Raw genomic sequence first — 24,169 nt, 5'->3', positions numbered from 1 at the left:
AATTGCATGCGTAAACAGTGGGTCTGGATTACCGGGTGGTTTCTTTTATTCACATTCTGGCTTCCGGCGAGTTGGGCTGAAACAGGCTGGCAGCCGCTGGCTCAGACGATTCGAAAAAGCGAAAAAGATCCGCGGCAATATCAGGCGATCAAACTGGATAATGGGATGACCGTTCTGCTGGTTTCCGATCCGCAGGCACCCAAATCGTTGGCATCACTGGCGCTGCCTATTGGCTCGCTGGACGATCCCAATAACCAACTGGGATTAGCGCATTACCTCGAACATATGGTGCTGATGGGATCGAAACGTTACCCAGAGCCAGAGGCGCTGTCCGAGTTTTTGAAAAAGCATGGCGGTAGCCACAATGCCAGCACGGCGTCTTACCGCACGGCGTTTTATCTGGAAGTGGAAAATGATGCGCTGCGGCCAGCCGTCGATCGGATGGCGGATGCGATTGCGGAGCCGCTGCTCGATCCGGTGAATGCCGATCGTGAGCGTAACGCGGTCAATGCGGAATTAACGATGGCGCGTTCGCGCGACGGTCACCGCATGGCGCAGGTGGGGGCGGAAACGCTGAACCCAGCGCACCCAAGCGCACGTTTTTCGGGGGGGAATCTTGAAACCCTGAGCGATAAACCCGGCAGCAAGCTGCATGATGAGCTAGTGAAGTTCTATCAGAAATACTACTCCGCCAACCTGATGAAAGGGGTGATTTACAGCAATCAACCTCTGCCTGAACTGGCGAAACTGGCGGTTGATACATTCGGGCGCATTCCTAATCACAACGCCAGCGTTCCTGCGGTGACCGTTCCTGTGGCGACGGAAAAACAGCGCGGCGTAATGATTCACTATGTTCCTGCTCAGCCGAGAAAACAGCTGCGCATTGAGTTTCGCGTCAGCGATATTAGCCAGGAGTTTCGCAGCAAGACGGATACCTACATTAGCTATCTGATCGGCAACCGCAGCCAGAATACGCTCTCTGACTGGTTGCAAAAGGAAGGGCTGGTTGAGTCTATCGGGGCGGGGTCTTCGCCGATCATCGACCGTAATGGCGGCATGTTCGCTATTTCAGCCTCGCTGACCGATAAAGGTCTGGCACAGCGTGATGACGTGATCGCTGCGATATTCCGTTACCTGCAGCAAATCCGCACAGAAGGGATTCAGCAGCGCTATTTTGATGAGATCGCGCATGTTCTGGATCTGGATTTCCGCTATCCGTCCATCAGCCGTGATATGGACTACATCGAATGGTTGGTTGATACCATGCTGCGCGTGCCGGTCGAACATACGCTGGATGCGCAGTATGTTGCCGATCGCTACGATCCGAAAGCTATCGCCGCACGACTGGACGAGATGACGCCGCAGAACGCGCGCGTCTGGGTCATCAGCCCGAATGAGCCGCATAATAAGGTGGCCTATTTTGTCGATGCGCCGTACGAGATGAATAAAATCCCGTCAGCAACATTCGCAAAATGGAAAACGCTGGGACAGAAAATGTCCCTGTCGTTGCCGACGATCAACCCCTATATCCCAGATGATTTCTCCCTGATCAACGCCGATAAGGAGATGACTAAACCGACGCTCCTGTTGAATCAGCCGGGGCTGCGCGTGCTGTATATGCCAAGTCACGACTTCGCTGATGAGCCGAAAGCAGAAATCACGCTGTTCCTCCGTAATAAGGAAGCGCGCAGTACCGCCCGTAATCAGGTGCTGTTTGCGTTAAACGATTATCTGGCAGGTCTGGCGCTGGATGAACTCAGCTATCAGGCTTCGATCGGCGGCATTAGTTTCTCCACTCGCAGCAATGATGGTCTGGTGATTAGCGCCAATGGCTATACCCAACATTTGCCACGGTTGTTGCTGACGTTGGCGGATGGCTATGCCTCCTTTACCTCGACGGAAGCACAGCTGGAGCAGGCGAAATCCTGGTACATACAGCAATTGGATGCGGTAGAGAAATCAAAAGCCTTTGAACAGGCGTTACAGCCCGTTCAGGCGATATCACAACTGCCTTACTTTGAACGTGCAGAACGCCGTAAATTGCTGAAGGATATTCGCTTACAGGATGTGGTTAACTACCGTAAAGACCTGCTGCAAAAAGCCACGCCGGAAATGTTCGTCCTCGGCAATCTGGCGCCAGATCGAGTCACCGAGCTGGCGAACACGCTGAAAGCACATCTGAAGGCGGGTGGCGAAAATCTGTCGCGCAGCGATGATGTCAAAGTCAGTAAGCCGCAGCTTGCTAATCTGCAACGCCCGGGCAGCAGCACGGATTCTGCGTTAGCAGCGGTGTATGTACCGACGGGGTATTCGGAAACGGAAAGCATGGCGTATAGCTCGGTGCTGGGGCAGATCGTTCAGCCTTGGTTCTATAGCCAACTGAGAACGGAAGAGCAACTGGGTTACGCGGTGTTTGCCTTCCCAACCACGGTCGGTCGACAGATGGGCATTGCCTTCCTGCTGCAAAGCAACAGCAAACAGCCTGCTTATCTGTATCAGCGCTATGAAGATTTTTACCTGAAAGCGCAAAAACGACTGCGTGAAATGAGTGAAGAAGAATTCACGCAGTATAAGCAGGGCGTGATGAATGAACTGAGCCAGCGTCCGCAAACATTGGGTGAAGAGGCCAGCCGACTGCGTCGCGATCTGGATCGGGAAAACTTCGCTTTTGATTCACGTGAGAAACTGCTCGAACAAATCAAACCGCTGACGGTGACGCAACTGGCAGATTTCTTCCAGCAGGCGCTGAAGCCTGAGGGCCTGGCGATTCTGTCGCAGGTTTCCGGTAGCCATCATGGTAAAGCTGATTATGCCGCACCGAAAGGATGGCATACCTACGCGGATGCGTCTTCATTGCAGAAAACGTTACCGCGTGAGAAAGCGCCTACGATGATCCCTGCGCCAGTAGCATCAGAAGCTGTTGGTAAGGTTTCAGCAGAATGAAAAATGCCGCGCCGCAATCATTAGACGTCATGACGTTGCCGCTCCTCGGGGAGCGGCTGATTGAGGCGTCGGCCGGAACGGGGAAAACCTATACGCTGGCTGCGCTTTACCTGCGCCTGCTGCTGGGGCTGGGCAAGCAAGCCGCGTATCCACGTCCGCTATTGGTCGAAGAAATTCTGGTTGTGACCTTTACGGAGGCTGCGACCGAAGAACTGCGGGAGCGTATTCGTGCCCGAATCCACGCTTTACGCATCGCCTGCCTGCGTAAAAGCACGCAGGGTGAAGAGGCGGGAAAGCCTAAAGATACTTCGCTAGCGCAACTGCTGGCGGAGATTTCGGACCACCGCGATGCTGCCGACGTATTGCTGGCGGCCGAACGACAAATGGATGAAGCGGCGATCTACACGATCCACGGCTTCTGCCAGCGTATGCTCAGTACCAATGCGTTTGAATCCGGCGTGCTTTTCGAACAGGTGCTGATAGAAGATGAACAGCCGCTGCGCCGCCAGGCCTGCGCTGATTTCTGGCGTCGTTATTGCTATCCGTTGCCAGTCGAGGTCGCACGCATTGTCGGTCTGGAGTGGAAAGGGCCGGAAAACCTGTTGGCCGATCTGGCGCCTTATCTGCACGGTGAAGCGCCTGCGTTTCGCTTGCCGCCAGAAAAAGATGAAACGCTGCTGAGTCGACATGAGAAGATCGTGGCGACGATCGATGGGTACAAACAACGCTGGCTGGCGTCAGCAGCGGATCTGGAAACGCTGATTAGTGCTTCTGGCGTCGATAAACGCAGCTACAGCAGCAAGCATCTTCCCAACTGGCTACAGAAAGTCACGCTGTGGGCAGAGCAGCCGACGCTGGATTATCAACTGCCGAAAGATCTGGTGAGATTTACCCAGCAAACGCTAATCGAGAAAACGAAGAAAGGTGAGCCGCCTGTCCATACCTTCTTTGAGGAGACCGAACGGCTGCTTGAAGCGCCGCTGTCGCTGCGTGATTTAGTCATTGTTCGCGCGCTGTCGGCGATCCGGGAGTCGGTGAGTGAGGAAAAACGGCAGCGTGCAGAACTGGGGTTTGACGATCTGCTGAGTCGTTTGGATGTTGCGTTGCAACAGCCGAGTGGGGAACAGCTTGCCAGCGCCATTCGCGAACGCTATCCGGTGGCGATGATCGATGAATTTCAGGATACCGACCCTCAACAGTACCGTATTTTCAGAACGCTGTACGTCGGGCAGCCGCAGTGTGGGCTGTTGCTAATCGGTGACCCTAAGCAGGCTATTTATGCATTTCGCGGTGCGGATATTTTTACCTATATGCACGCGCGCGGAGAAGTAGCTGCACATTATACGCTGGGCACGAACTGGCGCTCATCGCACCAGATGGTACGTGGCGTTAACCGTCTGTTTGAACGCCTCGACTCTCCTTTTATTTTTCAAAATATCCCTTTCCTGCCGGTTAAGCCTGCTGAGTCCAAGCGCGGTTTGGTGTTTGAGGTTGCAGGGCAGCCCCAGCCTGCGCTGCAATTCTGGCTAACGGGTTCGGAACCGATTGGTGTAGGGGATTATCAACAGCAGATGGCGCGTCAGTGTGCGGCGCAGATTCGTGACTGGCTGGCTGCGAGCCAACGCAATGAAGCTTGGCTGGTCACCGACGATTCCCGGCGTTTGGTCAGGGCATCCGACATGAGCGTGCTAGTGCGTAGCCGACGTGAAGCCTCGCTGATTCGTGATGCGCTGAGCCGGTTGTCCATTCCTTCGGTGTATCTGTCCAATCGCGACAGCGTATTCAGCACGCCGGAAGCCAGCGATATGTTGTGGCTACTGCAGGCGGTGCTGGCACCGGAACAAGAGCGCACGTTACGCAGCGCCATGGCGACGGCTCTGATGGGGCTGGATGCCGAACAGGTTGATGCATTAGGGCAAAGCGAAGCCGCGTGGGATGCGCTGGTGGATGAATTTGCAGGTTACCGTGCTCTGTGGCGTCAGCGCGGCGTACTGCCGATGCTGCGTGCGCTGATGAGCCAACATCAACTGGCGGAGAACCTGCTGGCGAGTGCGGAGGGCGAACGCCGCATTACCGATATTCTGCATATCGGTGAGTTATTGCAGGATGCCTCAGCAACCCTTGATAGCGAACATGCGCTGGTGCGCTGGCTATCCCAGCAGATTGTCCAACCTAATCCGCAGGCAGAGAACCAGCAGCTACGTCTGGAAAGCGATCGTCATTTGGTGCAGATCGTGACGATCCACAAATCGAAAGGGCTCGAATATCCGCTGGTATGGCTGCCTTTCATCAGTAACTTCCGCGTGCAGGATCAGGGGATTTATCACGATCGCGAGAACTATCATGCCGTGTTGGATCTGCAAAATAATGAAGAAAGCCAGACGCTAGCGGAAGAAGAGCGGCTGGCGGAAGATTTACGTTTGCTGTATGTCGCGCTAACCCGTTCTATCTACCACTGTAGCGTGGGGGTCGCCCCCGTTCAGCGGTCGCGTAAGAAAGACGGCAGCAGCGATATGCACCAGAGCGCGCTGGGCTATTTACTCCAGCGTGGTAAAGAAGCCGAGGCAGCCACATTAGTCAACGAGCTGGAAGGCATGGTTGGCGACGGTGTCGCATTGACACCGCTACAGGCGACGGAAGAACAGCGCTGGCAGCCGGATAGACCGGAACTGGCAGAGTTGCGGGCTCGCCACATCGAACGCCAACTGCGCGACGGCTGGCGAGTAACCAGCTATTCGGGACTTCAGCAGCATGGTTCTGCCAGCGCGCAGGATCTGGTGCCACGTCTGGATATTGAAGCGATAGGCGAGCGTCAGGAAGCGGATGAAACCCAACTGACGCCGCATACGTTCCCGCGTGGCGCGAGTCCGGGCACGTTTTTGCATAGCCTGTTTGAAACGCTGGATTTCACTCAGCCCGTTGAGGATGACTGGTTAGCCGAGCAGTTACAGCTACAGGGATTTGAAGCGCACTGGCACCCGGTGTTAAAGGCGTGGATGGATACGCTTTTGCATACGCCGCTTAACGAGCAAGGGATCGCGCTATCGGCGCTGGATAACGCCGATAAGCAGGCCGAATTACAGTTTTATATACCGATTGATGCGCCAATACAGGCGGTGCAGCTCGATCGGCTGGCAAAGCATCACGATCCGCTATCAGCGCAGTGTCCGGCTCTCTCTTTCCAGCAGGTGAAAGGCATGCTGAAAGGGTTTATCGATCTGGTGTTCCGCTGGGAAGGGCGTTATTACCTGCTGGACTATAAGTCCAATTGGCTTGGCCCTGATGCCAGTGCGTACACCCAAACGGCCATGATGCAGTCGATGGCCGAACATCGCTATGACTTGCAATACCAGCTCTATACGCTGGCTTTGCATCGCTATCTACATCATCGCATTGCGGATTATGACTATGAACGCCATTTTGGCGGGGTGTTTTATCTGTTTTTACGCGGCGTTGAAGCGTCTCACCCTGGCAATGGCATCTTTACTTTTCGTCCCTCTGCTGAATTTGTTTTCGGGCTTGATGCGCTCTTCAAGGGAAAGACGCCTGATGATGCTGATACAGGAATTCCCTCATGATTGCGTTACTTGAAACGGCGCTGGCGCGGCGGTTGCTACGCTTGCTGGATGTTCAGTTCGCCAGAATGCTGGCGGATGAGACCCAGCCCGACCTGATGTTGGCTGCCGCCTGCCTGAGTGCACATTCGGGCGCGGGGCACGTGTGTTTACCGCTGGAGAATTTGCAGGCGCAAACGCTGTTTGACGGTCGCGAGCCTGAACTGGCGCAACAGCTGCTCACTGAAGCAGGGCTCAATACGGTTGCTGCATGGCGGCAGCGCTTACTGGCGTCCGATGCCGTCAGCGACGGCAGCCAGCCGACGCCGCTGGTGCTGCAAGGAGAAAAGCTGTATTTACAGCGTAGCTGGCAGAGTGAAGGCCGCGTGGCGCGGTTTATTGCCAGCGAGCGCGATACGATCCATGTCGATGAATCTGCGATCCGAGCGGTTCTGGATCGGCTGTTTCCTGACGCGGGCGAAGAGGTTAACTGGCAGAAGGTGGCCGCCGCTGTCGCCTTGACGCGCCGCATTGCGGTTATTTCCGGTGGGCCGGGAACGGGGAAAACGACGACGGTGGCCAAATTGCTGGCGGCGCTGATTGAGCTGAATACGGGAGAAACGTTACGTATTCAACTGGCTGCGCCGACTGGGAAGGCGGCTGCGCGACTCACGGAGTCGCTGGGGCAGGCGCTGCACCGTCTTGCGGTAGATCCTCGGCTGCGGGATGCGTTTCCGCAGGAAGCGACAACGCTGCATCGTCTTTTGGGGGCGGTGACAGACAGCCAACGCCTGCGTCACCATCAGGACAACCCGCTGCATCTGGATGTACTGATTGTGGATGAGGCGTCGATGGTCGATCTGCCGATGATGGCGAATGTGATCGCCGCGCTTCCGCCACACGCCAGAATTATCTTTCTGGGTGACCGCGATCAGCTGGCGTCCGTTGAGGCGGGTGCGGTGTTGGGCGATATCTGTCGTTTTGCCGAGGCTGGCTATAGCCGTGCGCGTGCGCAGCAATTACAGCGACTGACGGGCTGTCAGTTGGATGAAAGCGGTCCCGAAGGGCAATCGACAGTCAGTGACAGTATTTGTCTGTTACGCCGGAGCTACCGTTTCGATCCGCATTCCGGGATTGGGCAACTGGCGCTGGCGGTGAACGGCGGTGATGATGCGCGTGTGCGTGCGGTGCTGAACGGTGAGTTTGCCGATATCACCTGTAGCCCGTTAACCGAGGCTGAAGAGTATCAGGCCATGCTGGCACAGTGCGTCGAAGGGTATCGTGATTATCTACAGCTGGTTGCGGCGGAATCTACGCCGGATGCTGTGCTGCTTGCCTTCCAGCGCTATCGCCAGCTGTGCGCATTGCGCGAAGGGCCATTTGGCGTAGCAGGGCTGAATCAGCGCATCGAGCAGGCTTTGCATCAGGCTGGGCTGATTCAGCGCAGCCGTAATCCGCTCAACCGCTGGTATCCCGGCCGACCGGTCATGATTGAACGTAACGATACCGCATTGGGTCTGTTCAATGGGGATATCGGTATTGCCATGATGGGAGAAAGCGGGGAACTGCGCGTATTTTTCCCGTTGCCAAATGGCGAAACCAAAGACGTTACGCCAAGCCGTCTGCCGCCGCATGAAACGGCCTATGCGATGACGGTGCATAAATCACAGGGATCGGAGTTCGATCATACGGCGCTGGTGCTGCCGAACCACTATTTACCCGTGCTGACGCGGGAACTGGTGTATACCGCGATCACGCGCGCGCGCCAGCGTTTGTCACTCTATACCGATGTCCGCATTCTCTGCCGGGCGGTGAAAACGCCAACGCAGCGCTATAGCGGCCTGGAAGAGAGAATTAGCGTACTGATGAATGGCGACACACCTTAAATCATTGGCGTTGCAGACTGGCAAGGCCCACGGCGGGCCGAGTCGGTAAGGGCAATCAAATGTGATGAATAGAACGTCAGGCAGACTCGCGTTCAATCAGTGAAAAACCAATATCCACGATAGGGGAGGGTACGCTCTTCCCCTCAATTTTTTCTGCCAGCATTGCCGCCGCGTCGGTGCCGATCTTCCAGCGATCGACTCTGACCGTTGTAATCGTCGGTGTGCTGTGTGCAGCGAAATCCAGATCGCCAAACCCCATGACTGCCAGTTGCTTCGGTACGGCTAATCCTCTGGCAGCCGCTTCGATCATCACGCCCTGTGCCAGCGTATCGGAACTGCAAATAATGGCATCAAAAACGTCGCCATTAGCCAGAAGTTCACTCAGCCCTTGTCGCCCTAACGCCAGCGTCGCAGGCCACGGGGCGATGGCTTCATGCACGTAGCTTCCCGGCTGTTTTTGTATGACGTCGTAAATGCCTTTCTTACGCAGCCCGGCACGCGCGTCTTCGGTCCAGACAAGGCCAAAGCGCGAATGTCCTTTACCCTGCAAATAGTGCCCAATGGCGTTCCCGATACTTTCATGGGAAAAACCGACCAGCATATCAAGCGGCGTCGGGGTGAGATCCCAGATTTCTACCACGGGGATCGTGGCGTTGAGCAGAAGACGTTTGAGTTCGGGCGTGTGGTGAATACCGGTGAGAACGATCCCGTCCGGGCGACGAGAAAGCAGGGTAGCGACAATCTCCGCCTCAGATTCATTGGTATAGCCAGCAACGCACAGCAGCATGTGGTAACCGCGTGCGGCCAGCTCATCGCTGATCGCCTGAACGGTATCAACGAACATGTTGTTATTGATTTGCGGAACAACGACGGCGATCAGCTTACTGCGTCGGGAGGCTAGCCCGCCCGCTAACATATTGGGAATATAACCCGTGGCGCGGACCGCTTCCATCACCTTGTTCACGGTTTCTGCACGAACAATCTTAGGATTGTTCAACGCGCGGCTGACGGTCATGGGCGAAATGCCTGCGGCGCGCGCTACATCTTCAAGCGTGGGAGCATGTGGCCGCATGCTGCTGGCGTTCTTATCGCGTTTCAATCACGGGTTCCCTTCTGAGGCTGCGCGCATATTCACATGTCGCTGGATTATCGTTGATGGTACATCGGTTTACCAGTCGCCTGTGTTTCTGACAACCTGACGAATTGTCTCGCTTTTTCGGGCTGGCCCAAGAGCTGGCTAGGCGGTATTTCTGCTGTATCCTCTAACTTTTTGTGGTGATTGCGCAATCATTAATTTTGTCTCTTGATGGACGGTTTTATCGTGATAATGATTATTATGTGATCTGCGTTGCATGTTTTTTCTTCATTTATCGCTATCTTCCTTCTGTTTATGAATGTTAGCGCAATCATTTTACGAGGTGAGACATGACCATCAGTGCAAATTCAGCAGCAGTTAGCTATGCAAAAGTCACGAACGTCAGAACGGCTGCCGAGTCGGGCGATCGAATCGAATGGGTAAAACTCTCTCTGGCGTTTTTGCCGCTGGCAACGCCGGTTAGTGATGCGAAAGTACTGACCGGAAGGCAGAAACCGCTGACCGAAGTCGCCATTATTTTTGCGGAAATCCGCAGTCGTGATGGATTTGAAGGGGTCGGCTTCAGCTACTCCAAGCGGGCGGGTGGACAGGGTATTTATGCCCACGCGAAAGAGATTGCCGGTAACCTGCTGGGCGAAGATCCAAACGATATCGATAAGATCTATACCAAGCTGCTGTGGGCTGGCGCATCGGTTGGCCGCAGTGGCATGGCGGTGCAGGCGATTTCTCCGCTCGACATCGCGCTGTGGGATATGAAAGCCAAGCGCGCAGGTCTGCCTCTGTCGAAGCTGCTGGGCTCACACCGTGATTCCGTGCAGTGTTACAACACCTCCGGCGGCTTCCTGCACACGCCATTGGATCAGGTATTAAAAAATGTCGTGATCTCCCGTGAAAGCGGCATCGGTGGGATCAAACTGAAAGTCGGCCAGCCGAATACGGCAGAGGATATCCGTCGCCTCACGGCAGTGCGTGAAGCGCTGGGAGAGGATTTCCCGCTGATGGTGGATGCCAATCAGCAGTGGGATCGCGAAACGGCGATTCGGATGGGCAGAAAGATGGAAGCCTTTAACCTGATCTGGATTGAAGAACCGCTGGATGCCTACGATGTGGAAGGCCATGCGGCGCTGACGGCGGCACTGGATACGCCGATTGCGACTGGCGAGATGCTGACCAGCTTCCGCGAGCATGAACAGCTGATCCTCGGCAATGCCAGCGATTTCGTCCAGCCGGATGCACCGCGCGTGGGCGGGATTTCGCCTTTCCTGAAAATCATGGATTTGGCCGCGAAGCACGGTCGTAAACTGGCACCGCATTTTGCGATGGAAGTGCATTTGCATCTTGCTGCGGCCTATCCGATTGAACCCTGGCTGGAACACTTCGAGTGGCTGAATCCGCTTTTCAACGAGCAGCTAGAACTGCGCGATGGGCGCATGTGGGTATCCGATCGTCTGGGATTAGGATTTACGCTGAGTGAACAGGCAAGGAAGTGGACAACGTTAAGCTGTGAGTTTGGCAAGCAGCCATAAGAAGATGAAAACAGCGTGGCCGATTTTACGATCGGCCACGAGAAGCGTTATCGAGTGGAATAACTCAGAGATCCAGCACCAGAATCTTCGAGCGACGCTGGTAGTTATACAGCGCCTGCTTTTTCTTCGGCAGCATTTCCACTTCGGCAGGTAAAAAGCCGCGTTCCTGGAACCAGTGGATGCTGTGCGTCGTCAGCACGAACAGCTTTTGCAGACCCTGCTGACGCGCCTGAGCGGCAACGCGCAGTAACAGCATATCGCCGCGTGATGAGCTGCGGTAATCCGGGTGAACCGCGACGCAGGCCATTTCGCCGATGCTTTCTTCCGGGAACGGATAAAGCGCGGCGCAGGCGATAGTCAGGTTATCGCGTACCACGACGGTGAATTTGTCGATCTCCATTTCCAACTGCTCGCGTGAGCGTCTGACCAGAATACCTTGTTCTTCCAGCGGGCGAATCAGCTCCAGAATACCGCCAATGTCATTGATGGTCGCACGGCGAACCTGCTCGGCGCTTTCCATCACGATCTGCGTACCGATGCCGTCGCGTGAGAACAGTTCTTGCAGCAGCGCGCCGTCGTCCTGATAGCTGATCAGGTGGCTACGGCGTACGCCGCTGCGGCAGGCTTTGACCGCGCCGCGCAGGAATCGGACCGTACCCGAATGGTAATCGCCAGTCTGTTCCAGCGCATCAATACGCTGCTGTGCATCGTCGGGGAACAGCTCGGAAATGATGTTGCCTTCTTCATTGGTTACGCCCTGCGAGGAGCAGAAGCCGATCATCTTTTCCGCTTTCAGCTTAATAGCGAGCTGGGTCGCGACCTCTTCCGAGGTTAAATTGAAACTTTCACCAGTGACTGAAACCGCAACCGGACCGAGCAGCACAATGGCACCGCTATTCAGCTGGCGGTGAACGGCTTCTTCATCAATGCGGCGAATACGGCCGCTGTGGCAATAGTCCACACCGTCATCCACGCCAAGCGGCTGCGCGATAATAAAGTTACCGCTGACGACATTAATGTGGGCGCCTTGCAGCGGCGTGTTGTTCAGGCTCATCGACAGCCGGGCGGTGATGTCCAACTGCAGCATTCCCGCGGCTTGCTTGACCAGCTCCAGCGTGGTGCTGTCGGTGATGCGTGTGTTTTTATGGTAGAGAGGCTCGTAGTGATGCGTTGTCAGGTTGGCATCGATCTGGGGACGAGCGCCATAAACGACCACCAGCTTGATCCCCAGACTGTGTAGCAGCCCGATATCATTTACGATGCTAGAGAAGTTGGCATGTTCAATGGCTTCGCCACCTAACATGATGACAAACGTTTTGCCGCGGTGGGCATTGATATAGGGAACTGAATGGCGGAAGCCCTGAACCAGTTCTGTACTCCGTTCCTTCACTGCGAGCCCTCTTTGCATTTTTATTCGTAATTTCTGTATTTTTATTCTTTATGACGTAAAAGGCAAGAGGAAGTATTAACCAGAAAAGTCAGGATTAATGCTTCAAATTTATGATATCCGCCTGTTATAAGGCCTGCACTGGATTTTTGCATGACAGCATGGAACAGATTCGTTAAAGTTTTTGACAATTTTTACCTTTATTCATTTTTTAATGGCCTATCCAGCGCATTCGCAGCACAACAATGCAGGATAGCGCACAGCAATCAGATCGGAGTGGCATGTCTCATTCGAATCATCATCTGACTCGACGGCGTCTATTACAAAGCGCAGCAGCAACCTGGCTGTTAAGCGTAAGTGGTGTAGGAATAGCGGCGACAACGCAGGTCGTTGCCGTGCGCGTCTGGCCGTCCTCCGCCTATACCCGCGTCACGCTGGAATCCAATCACCCGCTGAAATATAAACAGTTTAGTCTGAGTAATCCTGAACGCATCGTGGTGGATATCGAAAATGTTCATCTGAACAGCGTACTGAAGGAGATCGCCAGCCAGTTTACGTCGGATAACGACCCGCTGATTAAAGAAGCGCGCATCGGCCAGTTCGATAAAACCACGGTGCGCTTGGTGTTGGAGCTCAAGCAGCAGGCGACGACCAAAGTCTTTACGCTGGGGCCAGTGGCTGAATTCAAGCATCGACTGGTGCTGGATTTGTATCCTGCGGCAGGTCGTTACGACAACGAAGAAGACCCGCTGTTGGCGCTGCTGGAGGATTACAACAAAGGCGATCTGGAACGTACGCTGCCGGCAGAAGCGCCGAAAGTCGGAAAAGCCGGGCGGGATCGTCCGCTGATTATCATGCTCGACCCCGGCCACGGCGGTGAAGATCCCGGTGCGATTGGCAAGAATAAAACGCGCGAGAAAGACATCGTGCTGCAAATCGCCCGCCGTTTGCGCAAGCTGATTGATAATGAATCCAACATGAAAGCCTATATGACGCGTAATGAAGATGTGTTCATTCCGCTGCGCGTGCGGGTGGCGAAAGCGCGCAAGCAGCGTGCCGATCTGTTCATTTCGATTCATGCGGATGCGTTTACCAATCGATCGGCAAGAGGATCGTCAGTTTTTGCCCTGTCGAAGAAAGGGGCAACCAGTACTGCCGCCAGATTCCTTGCTGAGACCCAGAACGAATCGGATTTGATCGGTGGCGTGAGCATGAGCGGCGATCGCTATCTGGATCACACCATGTTCGATCTGGTGCAGACCGTGACGATTGGTGACAGCCTGAAGTTTGGTAAAGAGATCCTGACCCGGCTGGGTAGGGTGAATCGTCTGCATAAAAACAGTGTCGATCAGGCCGGATTTGCAGTACTGAAAGCGCCGGATATTCCGTCTGTTCTGGTTGAGACGGCATTTATCAGCAATCTGGAAGAAGAGCGCAAGCTGCGTACCAGCCATTTCCAGCAGCAAATTGCGGAATCCATTTTTGCAGGCATTAAAGCCTACTTTGCCAGTCAGGCTGAGCGGTAGTTGTGTTGTCGATGTAGCACACGCGATGACCGCGCCTAACTGGCGCGGTTCAAAGGGAATGATGTCTGGGGCATGGTCGTAGAAACAGAAAACAGATAATGCGTAGAAAACAAAAAAGCACCTGTTAAGGTGCTTTATCGCTGCGTTCTTAATCGAACAGAACGTAATGAAAGAGAGTCTTAATTGGTTGCGGGGGCCGGATTCGAACCGACGACCTTCGGGTTATGAGCCCGACGAGCTACCAGGCTGCTCCACCCCGCGTCCGTACTARCTTATTGACTACTGRCTAYCTTTTACTKCKTYCACTTTTCTTGATGGACGACTCACATCAATTGGTTGCGGGGGCCGGATTCGAACCGACGACCTTCGGGTTATGAGCCCGACGAGCTACCAGGCTGCTCCACCCCGCGTCCGTGGATGCGCACTATACTCTCCATGAACATTGATGCAACCTATTTCTGTAAAAAACGCGGCATTGGGTCGTCAGGTGATTGATTTACCACCGGATGGATTGATTTATCACCGAATGGATGGCTTTGTGAACGTAATGCGACGATTAACAGAAAAATCGATTTTTACGATGCCGTGTGCCGAGCAGCATACGCTTGACCCGTGGATTTATGTGCTCTCCCATTCCTTTCTCGATAGCTGTTTGTTATCGTTCGACGGTAAATTTTTTGATGTAAAAAGCGAGCGAAAAGATGAAGGGACGGTGGGGAAAGTACGTGCTGACCGCAGTGGTCATTGCCATTCTGGCGGGGTGCCAATCCAGGCCAACCGATCGCGGGCAGCAATATAAAGATGGTCACCTCAACCAGCCTCTGGAATTGGTGAATGAACCTAGTGCCAAAGGAAAACCGGTCAACGCGCGGGATTTCATGACTCAGGTTTCTGAAATCCGCTCGGCGTCACCTAATCTGTATTCGCGCAATAATACGACCTTTCAGGCGATTGAAAGCTGGATGATGTCCGGTGCGGACACCCGCGAGCTGAGCAAGTTTGGCCTGAACGCCTGGCAGATGGAAGGCGTTGATAACTTTGGTAACGTGCAGTTCACGGGTTACTACACGCCAGTGCTGCAGGCGCGCCATACCCGTCAGGGTGAATTCCGCCATCCTTTATATGCTATGCCGTCAAAGGGCAAAAAGAACCGCCGACTGCCAGATCGTGCTGGCATTTATTCTGGCGCGCTGGATGAGCGACTGGTTCTCGCCTGGACCAATTCGCTGGTCGATAACTTCATGATGGAAGTGCAGGGCAGCGCCTATATTGATTTTGGTGATGGACGCCCGCTGACGTTCTTCGGCTATGCGGGCAAAAACGGCCACGCTTACCGCAGCATTGGTAAGGTGCTGATCGACCGTGGTGAAGTTGCACGTGAAGACATGTCGATGCAGGCCATCCGCAAGTGGGCGGAGCAGCACACCGAATATGAAGTGCGTGAGTTGTTTGAGCAGAATCCTTCCTTTGTGTTCTTTAAGCCAATGATGTCTGCGCCTGTCAAAGGGGCAAGCGCTGTGCCGCTGGTGGCGAAAGCCTCCGTCGCTTCTGACCGTTCGCTGATCCCGGCAGGTACGGCTCTGCTAATGGAAGTGCCGCTGTTGGATAACGTAGGTAAATTCACTGGCAAGTATGAAATGCGATTGATGATTGCGCTGGATGTTGGCGGGGCGATTAAAGGCCAGCACTTCGATATGTATCAGGGCATTGGGCCGGATGCCGGTCACTCGGCGGGCTTCTATAACCACTATGGCCGGGTCTGGGTTTTGAAGAACGCGCAAAGCAGCCCGACGAACAGTTCGGGATCGCTGTTCGTCAACAATCCACAGTAGTCATCTCTTTCGTTTGAAATCTCAGAAGTGGTGTCAAGATGAGCCACTTCTGAGACGAGACGCTTGCTCTCCACGCACCAGAATAGAATCAGCGGTTAAAGCCGTATTTGCTGCTCAATCCTAATTCGTTCACGATACGAACACCGGAATCCAACGCTTCGCCCTGCAAATCCCGCAGTGGACGGCGCAGGCTGCCTGCTGGTAATCCGACTGCCTTCATCAACGATTTCACCGCCACGGGATTGATTGCCGAGTAGGTGTAATGCAGCAGCGGCAGCAAATGCTGATACGCCTTACGGAAGCGCTCTGCATCCTCGCCGTTTTTCCACGGACGAGAAATTTCGGCCAGTTCTGCCGGGGCAATATTGCCCGTCATGTTGGCTGTTCCATGTCCGCCCAACGACATCGTTGGCACCACCAGACCCAGATTAGGCGAATCGCAGCACATCACCGACACATCGGGATTGCCTGCCAGCACTTGTGCGACCTGGCCCACGCGGGTGGTGGATTCTTTATGAATGACGTAGTTCGGGTGTTGGAAAATACGCAGCAGCGATGTCCAGTGTAGGTCCGTTTTTACGCGCGGCGGGTTGTTATAAATCCCTAACGGCAAATCGGTCGCATCTGCAATTTCCAGAAAGTAGCTTTCGATGTCGCTCTCACTGGCACAGATATAGGCGGGGGCGGCGATAATCGCACCGTCTGCGCCGTTGTCATGTGCATAGCGAACATAGTCGATGGTGGTATCGGTATTGTTACCGGTACAGCCATAGAACAGCTTCATTTTGCTGGTGCTGTATTGCGCGGTTCGGCGGATGATCGCTTTTCTCTCATCTGGGGACAGCATGGACACTTCCCCGGTTGAGCCCATAATCAAAACGGCCGCCGTGCCGTTGTCTTCCTGGAATTTTAATAACGCCTCAAATGCGCCGAAATCCACGCTGCCATCGTCATTAAAAGGCGTAATGAGGGCAACGAATGACCCTTCAATTTTTTCTCTGCTCATGTCTGTTTCCTGTCAATGTAAACGTGTTGCTAATAACGAAAAGTCAGGACTGAAGTGATGTCTCAGTCAGTGGTTTGGCGGTAAAACCCGCCTCGACAAAACGTAATAGGTGCGACAGCACGCGATCGTCATCGCGGTTGTCACACAGCCCTTTGGAGAGCAATGCCAGACGGCCAGAACGCGGATCGGCGTCGGTTAACACGTGCATGGCGGCACCTCGGGCAAATTCATAACGCCAGATAACTTCCGCGCGCGATAGCGCCGGTAACGCACGAGAAAAGGCATCGATAAAACGGTGAGCGACGTGATCAAACTGGGCCGAAAGCAGGGTGGTGACTTCCAGACCCGGTGTTGCCCGCAGATGCTGTAACAGGCGAACGACAATGCGTCCGCCGTCGGGCGTGCGAGCGGTTTTAACCAACGGTCGCAACAGCGCATCCAGCAGCGCGGCAACGGGCAGTTCATCACCGTGATTAGCCTTTTCCACCTCATCCAGCAGACGCGTTCTTTCGTCATTTAACGGGCCAAGAACGTTGTCCAACACGGCACGCAGTAATCCTTCTTTCGAACCAAAGTAATAATTCACCGAAGCCACATTCACGTTGGTCGCTTCCGTTATTTCGCGAATCGTCGTTAGCTCACTGCCTTTGCAGGCGAAGATCGTGATGGCTTCACGCAGGATGCGCTGTTTAATGTCTGCCTCTTTTTCTTTGCTTTGATCTTTGGTTTTCAATAACGCCACCATGATTCATCCTTTTTGCTCACGCTTGCCGTCGGATGCACCGACGCCATGCGTTGTTATATTGAGGCCGTGGGGAAATGCGCTGTCGTTCCCGCTAGACCCGGTTCCCGATAACGTCAGTTCTTGATAAACCAGCGTTGCCCAATAGCGGATACCTAATGGGATCAGTGCATCATTAAAGTCGTAGTGCGGGGTATGCAGGTGATGCACGTTGGCCGCATTTTTGTCGCTGTTTCCCAGCATCATGAATGCGCCGGGGCGCTGCTCCAGCATGTAGGCAAAATCTTCTGCGCCCAGCAGCGGCGTCATCGCAGTGTCGACCTGTTCGAGTCCGACCACCTGCGCAGCGGCATTAACGGCTAACTGTGTGGCGTGCGTATCGTTAACCAGCGCGGGATATTGCCGTTCATAATGCACGTCGGCCGTTGCACCAAAACCTTGTGCGGTGCTGTGTGCCAGCGCTCGCAGGCGCGTTTCCAGCAGGTGGCGCACGCTCGGCGAGTAGCTGCGTCCGGTGCCTTTAAGGATGACGCGGTCAGGGATAACGTTTGGGGCATGGATATCGCCGCCCTGAATATGGCCGATGCTGAGCACCGCCGCATCCATTGCAGGAACGCTGCGACTGACGATGGTTTGCAGCCCAAGCATAAATTGCGCGGCGGGCAGCGTCGGGTCGATAGAGAGGTGGACGCCTGAACCGCCGTGTCCGCCTGTGCCGTGAAACGTGACCTGCCAGGTGTCGCTGGCCGCCAGCATCGGTCCGCTGCGAATCGCGAATTGACCCACCTCGATACCGGGCTTGTTATGTAGGCCAAACAGTCGGTTGCAGGGGAATGTGGTCAGCAGGCCGTCATTGAGCATGGCAAGTCCGCCACCTAATCCCTCTTCCGCGGGCTGGAAAATAAAATGCACTGTGCCAGCAAAGTCGGGGTGCTGAGACAAATAGCGTGCGGCGCCCAGCAGCATGGTGGTGTGTCCATCGTGTCCGCAGGCATGCATTTTCCCAGCATGCACCGAGGCATAGGGCAGGTCCGTTTTCTCATTGATATACAGCGCATCCATATCTGCCCGCAGGCCGATGCTGTCTTCACCGGGATAACGGCCACGTAGGGTGGCGACCACGCCCGTTCCACCGATGCCCGTTGTGACGGCAAGCCCCCACGCCGCCAGCTTTTCTGCCACCAGTTGCGCGGTAGCAACCTCTTCAAAGCCGATTTCTGGGTGCTGATGAATATGGTGACGAATCGCAATCAGCTCAGGTAAAAAATCCTGAATGACCGATTCCATCGCCGTTTGATCAATAGCGGCTGGTGTCGATGTATTCATTATGCGTTCTCTGCTCTTATCCATGCGCCTGTCTGCTCAGTTGCTGTGGAGGCACAGGCGCATCACGCTGCCCGCCGCCGGGGACGGCATCGATCAGTTTGCGGGTGTACGGGTGCTGTGGCTGGTGCCAGATGCTGTGGTGATCGCCACTTTCCACGCAGCGCCCGTTTTGCATCACCATGACCCGGTCGGCGATATAGCGCACCACCGCGAGATCGTGGGAAATAAACAGCAGCGATAGACCCATTTCGTTTTTTAACTCAACCAACAGATTGAGTATTTGCGCTTGAATCGAGACATCGAGTGCGGACACCGGCTCGTCGCAAATTACCAGCGAAGGACGTACCACCAGCGCACGAGCAATACCGATACGCTGGCGCTGCCCGCCGGAAAATTCATGGGGATAGCGGCTCAGGCTGCTTTGCGGCAGACCGACACGATCGATGATATTTTTGATCGCCTGCTGTCGCTGCGAACGATCGCCCAGGCCGTGCACAATCAGCGGCGTTTCAAGAATATGCTGAATGCTGTGGCGTGGATTCAGCGAAGCGTAAGGATCCTGAAAGATCATCTGCACCCGCTGGCGCAGCGCTTTCAGCCGTGATTCTTTCAGTGTGGTGATGTCTTGCCCATCGAACACAATTTGCCCGTGTGAAGGCGGTAGCAGGCGCAGAATGGTTTTGGACAGGGTGGATTTACCACAGCCGGATTCGCCCACCAGACCGAGCGTTTCTCCGGGTAAAATAGTCAGTGACACATCGTCAACGGCCAGCACTTTGCCCTGCGCTGTTGAATAGCGGGTCTGAATATTTTTCAGTGAAAGCAGCGGCTGCTGGCTCGTATCCGTGGCACGATGAATCAGGGTAGGCGGCGTCAGCAGCGTAAAGCCTTCGTCCGTTGGCGCGTGATGGATTTCCGCCAGCCGATGGGTACGGTAGTGTCTGTCCTGATCCATGTGCAGCGATGTCGCTAACAGCCCGCGGGTATAGCTGTGTTTGGGGGAGAAGCGGTGTGTAGATGACTGAAACAGGTCAGTTGCCTGTGCTTCTTCTACCTTTTGCCCGGCATACATCACCGCTACGCGGTCAGCCCATTGCGCCACCAGCCCAAGATCGTGGGTAATCAGCAGCAGGCTCATCGAGAATTCACGACGCAGGTTATCCAGCAGAGCCAGAATTTGTGCCTGAATGGTGACGTCCAGCGCCGTGGTCGGCTCATCGGCAATCAGCAGGCGCGGTCGGCACGCTACCGCCATGGCGATCATAACGCGCTGACGCTGCCCGCCAGAAAGGTTATGTGGATAGTCATCCACCCGGCGCGCTGGTTCAGGGATCTTGACCAGATCCAGCAGCTCGATGGCGCGCGTTCGTGCCTGTGCGGGCGTCAGCGCCTCATGCAACCGCAGCGTTTCGCTAATCTGTTGCCCGATGGAAAGCACCGGATTGAGCGAGGTCATCGGTTCCTGAAAAATCATCGACAGCGCATTGCCACGCAGCTGGCGCATCTGTCGATCCGGCAGGGTCAGCAGATCCTGTCCATCAAACAGGATGCGGCCGCTGATTTTCCCCGGTTCGGCGACCAGTCGCATCAGAGACAGCGCCGTCGCGGATTTACCACAGCCGGATTCACCGACCAGCGCCAGCGTTTCTCCAGCGTTAATCGTCAGGTTTAGTCCTCGAACGGCCTGATGACCGGGAAAATCAACGCGTAAATCTTGAATATCGACCAGCGGCTTCATGCGCTTCTCCCCCGTAACCGTGGATTCAGAGCATCGTTCAACGCGTCGCCAACCAGATTCAGTGACAGTACGGTTAAGACCAGTGCGGTACCGGGCAAGGCGGTAAGAAACCAGGCGGTACGCAGCGATTCCCGGCCTGCGCCGATCATGCTGCCCCAGCTCACGCGGTTCGGATCGCCAAAGCCTAAGAAGGACAGGGCGGATTCAATCAAAATGGCTGATGCAACCATGACCGACGTGGTGACGATGATCGACGGCAGCGCGTTCGGTAGCATTTCCTGAAAGATGATACGCAGGCTGGAAAATCCCTGACTGCGTGCGGCTAACACAAAATCGCTTTCACGCAGCGAGCGAAATTCGGCTCGCACCAGACGTGCAATCGTTGGCCAGGAGGCAATCCCGATGGCCAGTGAAATCAGCGTAACCGACGGTGAACCGATGGCGACCAACACCACGACCAGTAAAAAGGTTGGGAAGGTCTGGAATAGTTCGGTGATATGCACCAGCAGGTCATCAACCCGACCGCCAAAATAGCCCGCCAGCGCACCGACGACAGTGCCAATGAACAGGCTGACAATGACCGCCGAGAAGCCGATCTGCAAAGAAACCTGTGAACCGTGGACAATTCCGGCGGCGACATCCCGACCCATCGAATCGGTTCCTAACGGGAAATCAGGATTGTCGCCCGGCCATAAGAAAGGCTGAGCGACCATATCCAGCGGATCGCCGGGATACAGCAACGGTGCGAAAGCGGCCATCAGAAATACCGTCATCAGTAACAGCAGGCCGGCCATCCCCGCGGGGTTGCGGATAAATGCACGCACCTCCGGCGACAGGCGAAAAGGCGTTTTTAACGGGCGAGTTGCCGCTGAGCTAACGCCGTCCGCTGCGGCTTTCTTCGGTGTGAGATTGTCAGGGGAAAGGTGATTCATATCAGCGCGCCTTAATTCGGGGATCGAGCCAGGATTGCAGTAAGTCCACCAGCACGTTAGCCAAAATGACTAAGAAGGCGGAAAGCAGCAGGACGCCTAACAAGACGTTGAAGTCACGCGCCATCACTGCTTCCAGCGCCAGACGGCCCAGTCCCGGCCAGCTAAAGACCGTCTCGACCACGGCCGCTCCCCCCAGCAGATTGCCGAAGTGCATACCGGCAACGGTCGTGATAGGCAGCAGCGCACAGCGCAGAATGTGCCTGACGGTAACCCACAGCGGCGACAGCCCTTTGGCATGTGCGGTGCGCACGAAATCCTGCTGGGCAATTTCCAACATGGCCGCGCGAGTCAGGCGGGCGTAAATGGCGATAAAAAAGCTGCTCAGCGCCACAACCGGCAGGATGGCATGTTGCAACATATCCTTGAAATACGCCCAGCCAGTGAGGTTTGCGCCGATGGTGATATTGCCGCCGCTTGGCAGCCAATCGAGATGTACAGAAAACAGAATCAGCGTCATCAGGCCGATCCAGAATCCCGGCGTGGAGTAGAGCAGCAGCGCGATCAGCGAGAGCAGGCGGTCGGGCCATTTACCTGCCCACACCGCCATGATCGTTCCCAGCGTTATGCCGATGATGATGGCGAAAACCTGTGACAGCAGCATCAGGAACAGCGTGCCCGGCAGCCGCGACAGGATCAGATCCATCACCGGCGCGTTATAGCGAGGCGAAAAACCGAGGCTGAACTGCGCCAAATTGCCCAAATAGACAGAAAGCTGTTGCAGTATGGGTTGATCGAGACCGAACTGAGCGCGCAGGTGTGCCATCGTCGCTTCGGTTGCATTGCCCGATTCGCCAGCCAGTACATCAACGGCGTCTCCCGGCACCAGCTGCAACAGGAAAAACACCAGAATGACAATGCCAATCGCCGTTGGCAGCGCATGGAGCAGCGTGCGCCAGAGTACGCGCCCGATTCGTTCTACTTTATTCATCACATACCTTCATGAAGTTCCCCTGCCGCGCAGGGGAATGCTGTCTTGCGATTACTGATCCAGCCACACGTCAGCCAGGCTGCCGTTGACGCCCTGAATATCCGTGACGACGTTATGTACGCGCTTGTTGTAAATCGTCTGGCGCTTAATTTGGAGCAGGTTCAAATCGGGAATATCCGTGGCGATGATGCGCTGGAACTGCTTGTACAGTTCCACGCGTTTTTCAGGATCGGTTTCCACCGAGGCCTGTTCAAGCAGACGGTCTACCTCTGGATTGCTGTAATGTGAGCCGTTGCCGAAAGGCACGCCCGGTTGATAGGTTTTTGACCAGTACAGGCGCTGTACGCCCACGGCGGGATCGAACAGGTTCGAGATGGAACCGTTGTTGAAGTCAAAGTCGCGGTCGGTATAAACGCGCTTAACGAAGGTGGCGAAATCCTGCGAGCGAATGGTGACGTCAATCCCGACTTTGGCCAGCGCGGATTTGAGGTATTCCGCTACGCGTTTGAAGCTATCGCCATAGGGCATGAAATCATGTACCAGCTTGAAGCGGATACCGTTTGCCTGACGTGGGAAGCCTGCTTCGTCCAGTAGTTTGTTCGCTTTGGCAATATCGAAGCCATAAGGTGACGGCGTTGCATCATGGAACTGCGCCAGTTCTGGCGTAATCGGCGTCGGTGAACTTACCGCATAGCCGTACCACACCACGTTTTTCAACACATCAATATTGATGCTGTGCGCAATGGCCTGACGAACTTTCAGGTTCTTCAGGTAAGGGTTATCCAGATTGAACTCGATGCGGGTTTGCGTCGGGCTGTAACCGTAGCCGTTGGTTTCAATGCCCAGCTTGGGGTTTTTCTTGATGCGTTCAATTTCACTCAGCGGAACGGGAGAGTCGCTTCCCAGATCCAGCGCGCCAGTTTCAAGAGCAATCGTGCGAGTGGCGGCATCGGGAATGATTTTCACCACCAGTTTATCGACGTAAGGTTTGGGGCTGTCCCAGTAATTTGGATTGCGTTCATACAGGATATGGCTGCCACGAACCCATTCTTTGAAGACGAACGGACCCGTACCAATCGGTGCGGTATTGTGAGGGTTCGACAGAATGTTTGTGCCTTCGTACAAGTGTTTCGGCACGATGGGCGCTTCGTTGGCGGAGAACGCGCTCAGCAGGTAAGGTGCGGGTTTGGACAGCTCTAGGATCGCGGTATACGGATCGGGGGTTTTCACTTCGGTGACGTTGGCAAACGTGCCCTGACCGCGTGAATTGTATTTCTTGACGGTCAGAATAGAAAACGCGACGTCCGCAGAGGTGAAGTCTTGCCCATCATGCCATTTCACGCCTTTACGCAAATGGAACGTATATTGTTTGCCGTCCGGGCTTACTGACCAACTGGTCGCCAGCTGCGGGGTTGGCTTCATATCGAAATCGTAATTCAACAGACCTTCAATCACCTTGGCGTTGACCTTCATTACTGCGCCGCTGGTGCTAACCAGGCTGGTTAATACGGGCGGCTCAGGCTCGGCTAAAAAGTTCAGCGTGCCGCCGCGCTTGGGCGTCGGCGTTTCTGCCTGTGCGGCAAGGCCGAAGAGCGAAGACGTCAGAATTAACGCTGACAAGAGTAAATTCTTTTTCATATTTCCCATCCGTATGCAGAGGGCAGCGTTGTGCGCTCCGCCTTTATTT

16 protein-coding genes and 2 tRNA genes are annotated in these 24,169 nt (G+C 55.0%); 7 read left to right on the top strand and 11 right to left on the bottom strand.

Annotated elements, in window-relative coordinates:
- Nucleotides 1–6 precede the first annotated feature (6 nt).
- From ptrA to recD, 3 genes are read left to right on the top strand one after another with little or no spacing between them, the layout of a single operon-like run.
- Nucleotides 7–2,943, top strand: a complete 2,937-nt coding sequence (gene ptrA, locus QWJ20_RS05925; protein WP_433992066.1) for a pitrilysin — start codon at nucleotides 7–9, stop codon at nucleotides 2,941–2,943.
- Nucleotides 2,940–6,521 carry an exodeoxyribonuclease V subunit beta gene (gene recB / locus QWJ20_RS05920; RefSeq protein WP_433992065.1) on the top strand — a complete coding sequence of 1,194 codons (3,582 nt, stop codon included), beginning with the start codon at nucleotides 2,940–2,942 and terminating at the stop codon, nucleotides 6,519–6,521. The genes ptrA and recB overlap by 4 nt, the downstream gene beginning before the upstream one ends.
- Nucleotides 6,518–8,383, top strand: a complete 1,866-nt coding sequence (gene recD / locus QWJ20_RS05915; protein WP_433992064.1) for an exodeoxyribonuclease V subunit alpha — start codon at nucleotides 6,518–6,520, stop codon at nucleotides 8,381–8,383. The genes recB and recD overlap by 4 nt, the downstream gene beginning before the upstream one ends.
- 76 nt (nucleotides 8,384–8,459) lie before the next feature.
- On the opposite strand, the gene QWJ20_RS05910 is transcribed toward recD, so the two are convergent.
- Nucleotides 8,460–9,482, bottom strand: coding sequence for a LacI family DNA-binding transcriptional regulator (locus tag QWJ20_RS05910; protein WP_433992063.1), 1,023 nt, complete (start codon nucleotides 9,480–9,482; stop codon nucleotides 8,460–8,462).
- A gap of 326 nt (nucleotides 9,483–9,808) precedes the next feature.
- Here QWJ20_RS05910 and QWJ20_RS05905 point away from each other — a divergent pair, with 326 nt between their 5' ends.
- Complete coding sequence (locus QWJ20_RS05905; protein ID WP_433992062.1) at nucleotides 9,809–11,005, top strand: L-talarate/galactarate dehydratase; 1,197 nt, start codon at nucleotides 9,809–9,811, stop codon at nucleotides 11,003–11,005.
- 64 nt (nucleotides 11,006–11,069) lie between these two features.
- Here the strand turns inward: QWJ20_RS05905 and argA are convergent, their stop codons facing one another.
- The gene (gene argA / locus QWJ20_RS05900; protein ID WP_174866179.1) at nucleotides 11,070–12,413 is read right to left on the bottom strand and encodes an amino-acid N-acetyltransferase; all 1,344 of its coding nucleotides are present in this window, start codon (nucleotides 12,411–12,413) and stop codon (nucleotides 11,070–11,072) included.
- A gap of 260 nt (nucleotides 12,414–12,673) precedes the next feature.
- On the opposite strand from argA, the gene amiC reads away from it, so the two are divergent.
- Nucleotides 12,674–13,918 (top strand): N-acetylmuramoyl-L-alanine amidase AmiC, encoded by a 1,245-nt coding sequence (gene amiC / locus QWJ20_RS05895; RefSeq protein WP_433992061.1) that lies wholly within the window; start codon nucleotides 12,674–12,676, stop codon nucleotides 13,916–13,918.
- Between the two features lie 184 nt (nucleotides 13,919–14,102).
- Here the strand turns inward: amiC and QWJ20_RS05890 are convergent.
- Together QWJ20_RS05890 and QWJ20_RS05885 are read right to left on the bottom strand one after the other, a co-directional pair.
- A tRNA-Met gene (locus tag QWJ20_RS05890) sits at nucleotides 14,103–14,179 on the bottom strand.
- 72 nt (nucleotides 14,180–14,251) lie between these two features.
- Nucleotides 14,252–14,328: transfer RNA gene (locus QWJ20_RS05885), tRNA-Met, on the bottom strand.
- 35 nt (nucleotides 14,329–14,363) lie between these two features.
- Between QWJ20_RS05885 and QWJ20_RS05880 the strand changes: the two genes are divergently transcribed.
- Nucleotides 14,364–14,717 carry a hypothetical protein gene (locus QWJ20_RS05880; RefSeq protein WP_433992060.1) on the top strand — a complete coding sequence of 118 codons (354 nt, stop codon included), beginning with the start codon at nucleotides 14,364–14,366 and terminating at the stop codon, nucleotides 14,715–14,717.
- Complete coding sequence (mltA, locus tag QWJ20_RS05875) at nucleotides 14,620–15,750, top strand: murein transglycosylase A (protein WP_226308545.1); 1,131 nt, start codon at nucleotides 14,620–14,622, stop codon at nucleotides 15,748–15,750. Before QWJ20_RS05880 ends, mltA begins: the two co-directional genes overlap by 98 nt.
- Before the next feature lie 88 nt (nucleotides 15,751–15,838).
- Here mltA and QWJ20_RS05870 read toward each other — a convergent pair whose 3' ends face one another.
- The 7 genes from QWJ20_RS05870 to QWJ20_RS05840 are packed head-to-tail and all read right to left on the bottom strand — an operon-like array spanning nucleotide 15,839 to nucleotide 24,120.
- Nucleotides 15,839–16,756 (bottom strand): 4-hydroxy-tetrahydrodipicolinate synthase family protein, encoded by a 918-nt coding sequence (locus QWJ20_RS05870; RefSeq protein WP_433992059.1) that lies wholly within the window; start codon nucleotides 16,754–16,756, stop codon nucleotides 15,839–15,841.
- A 43-nt stretch (nucleotides 16,757–16,799) separates the two neighbouring features.
- Nucleotides 16,800–17,501: a TetR family transcriptional regulator gene (locus QWJ20_RS05865; protein ID WP_433992058.1), complete on the bottom strand. Its 702-nt coding sequence runs from the start codon at nucleotides 17,499–17,501 to the stop codon at nucleotides 16,800–16,802.
- Nucleotides 17,502–17,504: 3 nt separating this feature from the next.
- Nucleotides 17,505–18,785, bottom strand: a complete 1,281-nt coding sequence (locus QWJ20_RS05860; protein WP_433992388.1) for a M20 aminoacylase family protein — start codon at nucleotides 18,783–18,785, stop codon at nucleotides 17,505–17,507.
- Nucleotides 18,786–18,840: 55 nt separating this feature from the next.
- Nucleotides 18,841–20,562, bottom strand: a complete 1,722-nt coding sequence (locus QWJ20_RS05855) for an ABC transporter ATP-binding protein (protein WP_433992057.1) — start codon at nucleotides 20,560–20,562, stop codon at nucleotides 18,841–18,843.
- The gene (locus QWJ20_RS05850; RefSeq protein ID WP_249715407.1) at nucleotides 20,559–21,494 is read right to left on the bottom strand and encodes an ABC transporter permease; all 936 of its coding nucleotides are present in this window, start codon (nucleotides 21,492–21,494) and stop codon (nucleotides 20,559–20,561) included. Before QWJ20_RS05850 ends, QWJ20_RS05855 begins: the two co-directional genes overlap by 4 nt.
- 1 nt (nucleotide 21,495) lies before the next feature.
- On the bottom strand, nucleotides 21,496–22,482 hold the full coding sequence (locus QWJ20_RS05845) for an ABC transporter permease (RefSeq protein ID WP_095701845.1): 987 nt from the start codon (nucleotides 22,480–22,482) through the stop codon (nucleotides 21,496–21,498).
- A 51-nt stretch (nucleotides 22,483–22,533) separates the two neighbouring features.
- On the bottom strand, nucleotides 22,534–24,120 hold the full coding sequence (locus tag QWJ20_RS05840) for an ABC transporter substrate-binding protein (RefSeq protein ID WP_095993873.1): 1,587 nt from the start codon (nucleotides 24,118–24,120) through the stop codon (nucleotides 22,534–22,536).
- Nucleotides 24,121–24,169 lie beyond the last annotated feature (49 nt).

The organism is Pectobacterium sp. S5 (genome assembly GCF_051707265.1).
GTDB classification, from domain to species: domain Bacteria; phylum Pseudomonadota; class Gammaproteobacteria; order Enterobacterales; family Enterobacteriaceae; genus Pectobacterium; species Pectobacterium polare.
This window is presented reverse-complemented; position numbering and strand designations above follow the sequence as displayed.

Bases quoted from the DNA above. Each gene is read 5' to 3' on its own strand.
- ptrA (WP_433992066.1), top strand. From the start codon at position 7: ATGCGTAAACAGTGGGTCTGGATTACCGGGTGGTTTCTTTTATTCACA.
- recB (WP_433992065.1), top strand. From the start codon at position 2,940: ATGAAAAATGCCGCGCCGCAATCATTAGACGTCATGACGTTGCCGCTC.
- recD (WP_433992064.1), top strand. From the start codon at position 6,518: ATGATTGCGTTACTTGAAACGGCGCTGGCGCGGCGGTTGCTACGCTTG.
- QWJ20_RS05905 (WP_433992062.1), top strand. From the start codon at position 9,809: ATGACCATCAGTGCAAATTCAGCAGCAGTTAGCTATGCAAAAGTCACG.
- argA (WP_174866179.1), bottom strand. From the start codon at position 12,413: ATGCAAAGAGGGCTCGCAGTGAAGGAACGGAGTACAGAACTGGTTCAG.
- amiC (WP_433992061.1), top strand. From the start codon at position 12,674: ATGTCTCATTCGAATCATCATCTGACTCGACGGCGTCTATTACAAAGC.
- QWJ20_RS05880 (WP_433992060.1), top strand. From the start codon at position 14,364: ATGCAACCTATTTCTGTAAAAAACGCGGCATTGGGTCGTCAGGTGATT.
- mltA (WP_226308545.1), top strand. From the start codon at position 14,620: ATGAAGGGACGGTGGGGAAAGTACGTGCTGACCGCAGTGGTCATTGCC.
- QWJ20_RS05870 (WP_433992059.1), bottom strand. From the start codon at position 16,756: ATGAGCAGAGAAAAAATTGAAGGGTCATTCGTTGCCCTCATTACGCCT.
- QWJ20_RS05865 (WP_433992058.1), bottom strand. From the start codon at position 17,501: ATGGTGGCGTTATTGAAAACCAAAGATCAAAGCAAAGAAAAAGAGGCA.
- QWJ20_RS05860 (WP_433992388.1), bottom strand. From the start codon at position 18,785: ATGGAATCGGTCATTCAGGATTTTTTACCTGAGCTGATTGCGATTCGT.
- QWJ20_RS05855 (WP_433992057.1), bottom strand. From the start codon at position 20,562: ATGAAGCCGCTGGTCGATATTCAAGATTTACGCGTTGATTTTCCCGGT.
- QWJ20_RS05850 (WP_249715407.1), bottom strand. From the start codon at position 21,494: ATGAATCACCTTTCCCCTGACAATCTCACACCGAAGAAAGCCGCAGCG.
- QWJ20_RS05845 (WP_095701845.1), bottom strand. From the start codon at position 22,482: ATGAATAAAGTAGAACGAATCGGGCGCGTACTCTGGCGCACGCTGCTC.
- QWJ20_RS05840 (WP_095993873.1), bottom strand. From the start codon at position 24,120: ATGAAAAAGAATTTACTCTTGTCAGCGTTAATTCTGACGTCTTCGCTC.